Annotated in this window: 6 protein-coding genes and 1 pseudogene; 5 read left to right on the top strand and 2 right to left on the bottom strand. The window is 63.0% G+C overall.

Going from position 1 to position 8,788, the window contains the following annotated elements; all coding sequences use genetic code 11:
• Positions 1 to 181 precede the first annotated feature (181 nt).
• The 5 genes from H6B15_RS14725 to hflC all read left to right on the top strand — a co-directional run bounded on the left by H6B15_RS14725 (position 182) and on the right by hflC (position 5,918).
• Positions 182 to 2,239 (top strand): peptidoglycan-binding protein, encoded by a 2,058-nt coding sequence (locus H6B15_RS14725; protein ID WP_207751547.1) that lies wholly within the window; start codon positions 182 to 184, stop codon positions 2,237 to 2,239.
• Between the two features lie 25 nt (positions 2,240 to 2,264).
• Positions 2,265 to 2,957 carry a peptidoglycan-binding domain-containing protein gene (locus H6B15_RS14720; protein ID WP_204648762.1) on the top strand — a complete coding sequence of 231 codons (693 nt, stop codon included), beginning with the start codon at positions 2,265 to 2,267 and terminating at the stop codon, positions 2,955 to 2,957.
• An 83-nt stretch (positions 2,958 to 3,040) separates the two neighbouring features.
• Positions 3,041 to 3,613, top strand: coding sequence for a nitroreductase family protein (locus H6B15_RS14715; RefSeq protein ID WP_204648763.1), 573 nt, complete (start codon positions 3,041 to 3,043; stop codon positions 3,611 to 3,613).
• Positions 3,614 to 3,972: 359 nt separating this feature from the next.
• The gene (gene hflK, locus H6B15_RS14710; protein WP_204648761.1) at positions 3,973 to 5,010 is read left to right on the top strand and encodes an FtsH protease activity modulator HflK; all 1,038 of its coding nucleotides are present in this window, start codon (positions 3,973 to 3,975) and stop codon (positions 5,008 to 5,010) included.
• A 17-nt stretch (positions 5,011 to 5,027) separates the two neighbouring features.
• A complete protein-coding gene (gene hflC / locus H6B15_RS14705) occupies positions 5,028 to 5,918 on the top strand; it encodes a protease modulator HflC (RefSeq protein ID WP_204648760.1) in 891 nt (296 codons plus the stop codon).
• 92 nt (positions 5,919 to 6,010) lie between these two features.
• On the opposite strand, the gene H6B15_RS14700 is transcribed toward hflC, so the two are convergent.
• Positions 6,011 to 7,477: an ABC transporter permease gene (locus tag H6B15_RS14700; RefSeq protein ID WP_204648759.1), complete on the bottom strand. Its 1,467-nt coding sequence runs from the start codon at positions 7,475 to 7,477 to the stop codon at positions 6,011 to 6,013.
• A pseudogene (locus H6B15_RS14695) lies at positions 7,464 to 8,788 on the bottom strand (hypothetical protein); the annotation flags it as partial. The gene H6B15_RS14700 and the pseudogene H6B15_RS14695, both read right to left, overlap by 14 nt.

Below are 8,788 nucleotides of genomic sequence, written 5' to 3'. Positions count from 1 at the left end.
GCGGTTCTGAGCATGAAGGACAAGCAGGAACCCGACGAAGACGAAGCTGAAAACGCCTGAGTCTGAGCGCAAAACCTAATCCAAAGGCGGAAATCTTCCGCCAAACATAAGGGAAGCCCCGCACAGAGCAATCTGTGCGGGGCTTCCCCTTTTTCTCTCCATCCGGGACGATCCGGCGGGTTTGGTCTGTCCCGCCTGGCCGGAACAGGCCCTGCGGGCCAACATTCTGGCCCAGATCAGCCTGGCGCTGAACCGTGTCTGGACCGAATGGTATCCCAGCCGGGGCTATACCTTCAACATCACCGGTTCCCCGGCCGTGGACCAGGCCTTCACCGAAGGCCGCACCGTCTACGCGGTGATGGAACGGCTGACGGCAGAACTTTTCTCCACCTACGTGCGCCGCACCGGGGACGCAGAACCCTATTTTACCGAGTACTGCGACGGCAAGCTGGTGACCTGCAAGGGAATGAAGCAGTGGGGCACCGTGGACCGGGCCAACGAGGGCAAAACCGCGCTGCAGATTCTGCGGTATTACTACGGCAATGACGTGAACCTGGTGACCACCAACAATATCGCCGCCATCCCCGAAAGCTACCCCGGCACCGCTCTGCGCCGGGGCAGCACCGGCACGGCGGTACGCATTCTCCAGCGGCAGCTGGACCGCATTGCCAAGGATTATCCGGCTTTCGGCAAGCCCACCGTCAACGGCACCTTTGACGCCGAAACCGAGAGCAGCGTCAAGGCTTTCCAGAAATACTTCTCCCTCACCGCCGACGGCGTGGTAGGCCGGTCCACCTGGTACAAGATCAGCTATATTTACGTCAGCGTGAAAGAGCTGGCCCAGCTGACCAGCGAGGGCGAGAGCATGGACGCAACGGTCACCGGCGGCACCTGGCCGGGGGTGGTGCTGCGCCGGGGCGACACCGGCACCTATGTGGAGCTGGTGCAGTTCTGGCTGTCCACCCTGGCGGAATTTGACACCGACATCCCCGACCTGACGGTGGACGGCAATTTCGGCGCCGGTACCGAACGGTCGGTGAAGGCCTTCCAGACCAAAGCCGGGCTGACCGCCGACGGTGTGGTGGGTCAGGCCACCTGGGATGCCCTCTATCTGGCCTGGGTGGATGTGCAGAGTGATATGGGCGGCACCGCCTATCCCGGCACCGCCCTGCGCACCGGCAGCAAGGGCAACGAGGTGCGCCTGGTGCAGTTCTGGCTGCGGGTGGCTGCGGACAACTACAGCACCCTGCAGACGGTCACGGTGGACGGCAACTTCGGTTCCGGCACTGCGGCAGCGGTAAAAGCCTTCCAGAGCCTGTTCGGCCTGACGGCGGACGGCGTGGTGGGCCGGGCCACCTGGACCAAACTCAACGAGGTGGGCATCGCCGTGGCCAATAAGTTGGTGGACCCGGGGGTCAAACCGGGACAGTTCGTCACCACCCTGCGCCAGGGCAGCACCGGCACCCCCGTGCGGGCCTTGCAGTATTATCTGCGCCTGATCGCCGAGTACTGGCCCGGTGTGCCCTCGGTGGCAGTGGACGGCGTTTTCGGCGCTGCCACCACCGAGTCGGTGAAAGCCTGGCAGCAGCAGGCCGGGCTGACGGTGGACGGCATTGTGGGCACCGCCACCTGGCAGAGTATCTACGAAAACGCCCTGCGGATGGCGGCCAGCGGCCCGGTGGTGCGGCTTTCTCCCTTGCCGGAACCCGCCCGCACCCTGCAGCCCGGCGATGTGGGCACCGAAGTGCTGGTGCTGTCCCAGATGCTGGCCTTTCTGGCCCAGTGGCTGCCGGATATTCCAGCGCCCGCCCAGACCGATGTCTTTGACGCCTCGGTGGAGGAGGCCGTGCGGGCAGCCCAGGCCCTGTTCAACCTGCCGGTGACCGGCCAGGTGGGCACCGAGGACTGGCAGACCTTCACCCAGGCAGCGGGCGCCCTGTACACGGTCACCCCGGCCGCTGCCGCGCCGGAACCGGCGGGGGTATGGCCGGGCGCCGCTCTGGCGGCGGGCAGTGCGGGGCCGGCGGTGCTGCAGGTGCAGCAATGGCTGAACGTGCTGGGCAGCGTGTACTGTGGCTACAGTTTTGTGGAGGAAACCGGTGTGTTGGATGCCCAGACCCTGGCGGTGCTGGAAGCCTACCAGGAACAGGTGGGGCTGGACCCGGTGGGGGTGGTGGATGACGCCACCTGGGAGAGCCTGCGCGCGGCAGCGGCCCCGTACGCGGCCCAGGAAACCTAACGGCTGCAGAAAGAAGGGAAATGCCATGGCAAAACTATTTGTGTACGACGCATACGCCAACAAGTTTCTGATCTATCCCAACCTGAATGAGAAGGACCCCATGCCCTACAGCACCGGCAACACCCTGACGGTGGGGGAATTCCGGGGTTCCTCCAACGCGGCGGTGCTGTGGACCACCACCGCCGCCATGGAAGCCTGGAACCTGACCCGCCGCAACTATGGGGCGGGGATTCCGGTGGGGTACGCCTTCAAGCGCATCTGGGAGGGCGGCCACGGCACCACCAGCCAGCATTATGCAGGGGTGGCCTTCGACGTGGGCCAGAGCACCACCGCCGCCAACCGCAAAAAGATCCACGCGGTGGCCACCGCCACCGGGGCGTGGGGGTATGTGGAACCCCTTTCCATGACCCCCACCTGGGTGCACTTTGACCGCCGGTACGGCAAACCCGCCTGCCCCAATACCACCGCCGGCTATCCCACCTGCCGCAAAGGGGACCGCAGCACCTATGTGCTGATTTTGCAGGACGCCCTGAACGCCCTGGGCTACAGCACCGGCACGCTGGACGGGGTTTTCGGCAACAGGACCTTCGCCGCTTTGCAGGGGGCCCAGCGCAGTTTCGGCCTGACCGCCGACGGCATCTGCGGCTGCAATACCTGGAAAAAGCTTGCCTCGGCGGTGGTGGGCATCGGCCGGACCCAAACGGTCATTGATTCCTGATACGGCTGTGTTATAATGAAATTAAGAAAAAACGGGCGCGGCCCGAAACAAAAAGCAAGGAGATGTAGCCCATGCAAGATGTGATGGAATTTCTGCGCGGCCGCCGTACCTACCGGCGGTTTTTGCCGAAACCCGTGCCCGAGGCCGTGCTGCGTGACGCCCTGGAAGCCGCCCGCATTGCCAGCTGCGGCGCCAACCGCCAGACGCTGAAGTATGTGCTGGTGCAGACCCCCAGCGTGGTGGCCGAGATGAACCGTCTGGTGCGCTGGGCGGCCTTCCTGCCGCCGGAACAGGGCCAGCCCAAGGCAGGGGAGACCCCCACCGCCTTCATTGCGGTGTTCCAGGACGAAAGCCTGCCCGGCGTGAACGACACCGACGCCGGTCTGGCCCTGGGCAGCCTGACTGCCGCGGCCTGGGGCCACGGGGTGGGCAGCTGTATCCTGGGGGCCATCGACCGGCCCGCCATCAAGACGCTGCTGGGTCTGGATAAGCAGACCCGCCTGCGGCTGCACAGCGTGGTGGCGCTGGGATACCCGGCCCACAAGAGCCGTGTGGTGCCCATGCAGGGGGATGACGTGCGGTATTATCTGGACGAAAACCGGGATTACTGCGTGCCCAAGCGGGCCATGAAGGATGTTCTGCTGGGCGAATTCTGAACCAATTTTCGGGCGGTCTGCCGAAAGACCGCCCGATTTTTTTGTGGGAGATGCACAATTTTTTGTGATGGAATTATGAAACTCTGGTATTGACAATAAAATAACAATATGATATGATACATCCTAACGAAAGGGAGTAGTTGCACAACGCCAGTTGTGTTGGGTTCCGACAAACACAGCCGCAAGGCTCGGATGCCCAAGCCCCCGGCAAGGGTTGACCAGACTTTTACCGCAGGAAGATTGCCTGCGGCAAAAGTCTTTTTTTTATCTTTTCGTTTCGGGGGCGGTTCGCCCGGACCCGCCCCGCCGACCCTGACCCGGGCTGTGCCGAAACCCATATCTTTGGCAAGGAGGAGACTATGAATTTACATCTGAATTTCCGCGCACCCCATCCGGAAGGTACCGCGCCCCAGAGCCCACCCCCAAATCCGGCTCCGAGCCGCCCCAAAAGCAAGCATCTGCGCGTTCTGCTGCTGGTTGCCGTGGTGGTTGTGCTGGCCCTGTTTTTGCTGGGCAATTCCGTTTACAGCATCCGCGAGCAGGAAAACGCCGTGGTGACCACCTTCGGGGTGCCCCACACCGTGTCCACCAGCGGCCTGCACTTCAAGGTTCCCTTTGTGCAGCGGGTGCAGAAGGTGGACATGACCATCAAGGGCCTGCCCATCGGGTACGACGCCCAGACCAATGAATCCACCGTCAGCGAAAGCCTGATGATCACCAGCGACCTGAATTTTGTGAATGTGGACTTTTTCCTGGAATACCGGGTGGTGGACCCGGTGGCCTATCTGTACGCCAGCCAGGACCCCACCCTGATTCTGCGCACCCTGGCCCAGAGCTACATCCGGGATACCATCGGGCTGTACCCGGTGGATGACGTGATCACCACCGGCAAAAACCAGATCCAGAGCGAGATCAAGGACAAGCTGGCCGCCCGCATCGAGGCGGAGGGCATCGGCCTGCAGGTGGTCAACGTGTCCATCCAGGACGCCGAGCCCCCCACGGCGGAGGTGCTGGCCGCCTTCAAGGAAGTGGAAAACGCCAAGCAGGGCGCCGACACCGCCGTGAACAACGCCAACAAATACCGCAGCGAACAGCTGCCCGCCGCCGAAGCCCAGGCCGACCAGGTGCGCCAGAACGCCGAAGCCGCCAAGGAGAGCCGCATCAATGAGGCCAACGGCCAGGTGGCCCGCTTCAACGAAATGTACGCCGAGTACGTGAAATACCCGGCCATCACCAAACAGCGGATGTACTACGAGGCCATGGAGGACGTGCTGCCCGGCCTGCGGGTGATCATCACCGACGGCGCCGGTACCCGGCTGGATATGTTTGATCTGAACGACACGTCCGGCGCCGCTGCTCCGGCAGCCACCCCGGCCCCCGAAACCGACACCCAGTGACAAGGAAGGTGACAAAGATGACCCAGACAAAAAAACACACAGGCCGGTGGATTGCCGCCGTGGTGGTATTCCTGGCCCTGCTGCTGCTCAACGGCAGCCTGTACATTACCCGCAGCAACGAATATGCGGTGATCCGGCAGTTCGGCCGGGTGGTGGGCATCCGCTCGGAGCCGGGCATCGGCCTGCGGATTCCCCTGATCCAGACGGTGGACAAGATGCCCAACACCCTGCTGCTGTATGACCTGCCGGTGTCCGATGTGATCACCCAGGACAAAAAGACCATGGTGGCGGACAGCTTCATCCTGTGGCGGATCACCGACCCCCAGAAGTTCATCCAGACCCTGAACGGCAGCGTGGCCAACGCCGAAAGCCGCCTTTCCAACCTGGTGTACAACAGCATGAAGAACACCATCTCCGGCATGACCCAGGCCGAGGTCATCAGCGGCCGCAGCGGCGCTTTGGCCGGGGCCATCCGGGATGGGGTGGGGGATAACCTGGACGCCTACGGCGTGGAGCTGGTGGCGGTGGAAACCAAGCACCTGGACCTGCCCGACGACAACAAGGAAGCGGTGTACACCCGCATGATCAGCGAGCGGAACAACATTGCCGCCAGCTACACCGCCCAGGGCGAAAGCGAAGCCCAGATGATCCGCAGCCAGACCGACAAGGAAGTGCAGATCATGCTCAGCGCTGCCCAGGCCGACGCCGAAAAGCTGGAGGCCGAGGGCGAAGCGGAGTACATGCGCATCCTGTCCGACGCCTACGCCGACCCCGAAAAGGCCGAGTTCTACAGCTTTGTGCGCAGCCTGGACGCCGCCCGGGCCAGCCTGCAGGGCAGCGGCGGCAACGTGCTGTTTCTGGACCGCAGCTCGCCTCTGGCCGAAATTTTCTATAACAAGACCGCCTGATACCCGGGTATTGCCCGGGAAAAGGCAGCAGAAAAGCGCCCCCGCCGTGCAGGCGGGGGCGCTTTGTGATGTCTGAAGATTGGCCAAGGAAATCATTCGTGCCGGATGGCTTCCAGGGCGCTGATCTTCACCGCCCGGTTGGCCGGGGCAATGCCCGAAAGCACCCCGATGACGGTGGCAAAGGCCAGGGCCGCGGCAATAAGCCAGGGCGGAATGGTGGAAATGACGGTGGAACCGGTGTACATGCCGGAACTGCCCAGCAGGGAATAGATGTCGAAATTGGCGTCGATGCCCATGCTCTGCAGCAGCATCATGGCCAAGCTCAGGATGATGGTCAGGTTGTTCAGCACCAGGCTGACCAGCCAGCTGAGCAGCGCACCCGCCACCCCGCCGATGAACCCGATAAAGCCGCTCTCGATGAGGAACATCCGCCGGATGTTGCGCAGCTCGCACCCCAGCACCTTCATGACGCCGATCTCCCGGGTCCGCTCGTAGATGGCCATGGTCATGGTGTTGGCAATGTTCAGCGCCGCCACAAACAGGCTGATGGCCGCCAGACCGCCCAGCATCAGCTGGTTGCGGGCCACCTGCTTCTGCATCTCCTCGCGGGTGTCGGACATGGAATAGGTGCCGAAGCCCAGTTCCTTGATCTCCTCACTCACCGCATCCACGTTGTCGATCTCGTCCACCTTCACGTACACCTGGTTGTACTGGGTGGTATCGGCGCTGTTGTTCTTGATCAGCTTGTTGTACTCCTCCATGAGCATCTTCATGTCCTTGAGGCGGAGCACAATGCCGCTCTGGGTCCAGTAGTTCTTTTCGTCCAGGGCCATGGTGCCCACCACCACCAGTTCCCAGCTCTCCTCCTTGGGATTCTCGGTGTCCCCGTTGGACAGGGTCAGGGTCATCTTGTCCTTGCTCACGTCCACAAAGGGCTCCACCGGGTTGCCCAGGGCATCGGTCATGCCGTACCACCGGTACCGCTTGGAACTGTTCATGCTGCGGCGGGTATCCTCAAAGTTGTAGCCGGTGTACGGGCCCACCAGAACCGGGATCTTGCCCTTGCCGTAGGAGGTGGAATCGGACATCCAGTTGCCATCGGTGAGGGTGAAGCCCATGGGTTCCATGGCGGCGGGGTCGATGCCGTACAGGTTGTACAGGCCGGTCATCTGGTAGCGGTCGCTGCGCCCGGCGCTGATGCGCCCGTTCAGGCTGTAGCCCTCATAGTAGGGGGTGGCAGCCACCACGTGGTCCAGCTTCTTGAAGCCGGCCACCGCCTCGTCGTTGAGCACGGCGGGTTCGTCCGGGCTGGAGGAGGAGGAAACCACCCCGCCGATGGACACCGACATGCCGCCGCCTCCGCCGTAGACCTGGATCTGGGTCAGGTCACCCCAGCTTTGCAGCATCTCGTCATAGGCCTTGTTCTGGGCAATGCCCAGACTGATCATCACGATGACCGCGCAGGTGCCCACCACCACGCCGATAACGGTCAGCGCGGTGCGCCCCTTGCGGCGGGAAAGGTTCTTGGCGGCCAGCGCCACCTGATCAGAGATCTTCATCATCGTCCTCCAGGCTGGCCAGGGCGGCCGCCTTCTTCTTCTTGCGGACCACGACCACCACGATCACCACCACGGCGATGACGGCCACCACAATCAGCACGATGCCCCACACCGGGAACCCGGCGGAAGGCTGGTCCATCTCCATGCCGGGGTCCATCATGCCCATGTCGTCGTAGGTGGGCATGTCCATGACGGTGGCGGAAAAGTCCTTGGTCACGGTTTTCAGGCTGCCGTCCTCGGCCTCGTAGGTCAGGGTGATGGTGCCGGACATGGGCCCGGCTTCCATGGGCATCAGGTCAAAGTCCACGCTGTTTTCGGTGCCGGCGTTCACGTTGCCGATGTACTGCTGGGTCATGTCAGCGCCCAGGTTCTCGCCGGAAATGGAAGCTTCCAGGTTGGAAACGGGGTTTTTGCCTTTGTTCACAAAGTTCAGGGTCACGCTGGTGGAGTTGCCCACATAGATGGTGTCGCTGATCTGCAGCTGGCCCAGCTCAAAGCGGTCGGGCTGGCTGATGGGCACCGAAATCACGGTGGAGCCGGTGACCGAGTTGCCGCTGGTGGCGCCGGCGCCCACCAGATTCACCGTGATGTTGGCCACGCCGCCGGTAAAGCCGGAAGCCGCCTGCAGGCTGAAGCTCACATCCCGGGTGGACTGGGGGCTCATGGAGCCGATGTAGGTGGACAGGCTGCCGCCGGTCATGGTGACGCCCTCGGGCAGGGTGACCGAGGCCACCACATCGGACAGGCTCTCGGTGCCGGAAGCGGCGTAGACGGTGAGGGACAGGGTGAAGGGATTGCCGGCGGTGATGGTCTCATTGCCGTAGCTGGACTGCCGCACGATCAGGCTGGGGGCCCGGGCCTTGCTGGGGTCGTTGGGGTCCTCGTCCACACACTGGCCGATGGTCACCGAGAACTGCTGCATGGGCAGGGCGTTGTCCACATAGCTCAGGTCGATGGGGAAGGTGTTGCCGCCACCGTTATAGATCACGTCGCGGAAGAGCAGCACATAGCTGTAATAGTTGTAGGCAGGGTCATTCTGGCCGGAAGGATCGTCGTTCTCCTCATAGAACTGGCCGATTTCCGCCGTGCCGGTGAAGGTGAACACCGAGGAGTTCACCCGGGCAGCGATTTCCTCCGGTTTGACGTTGAACTTGGCCGAAGCCCGGTCCACGATCTTCAGCACGATGTTGACCTTGTCGCCCCAGTCGACGGTGGACACTTCGCCGCCGGCCACATCGGTGACGGTGGCCGCCACCACATAGGCGTTGCCGGTAGGGCTGGCGGTGTCAGGGATGGGGGTGGGAGTGGGAG

The sequence above is a fragment of the Gemmiger formicilis genome, assembly GCF_016900095.1.
Lineage (GTDB): Bacteria > Bacillota > Clostridia > Oscillospirales > Ruminococcaceae > Gemmiger > Gemmiger formicilis_A.
The sequence above is the reverse complement of the archived record's forward strand: the minus strand, read 5'-3'. Positions and strand labels throughout refer to the sequence as shown.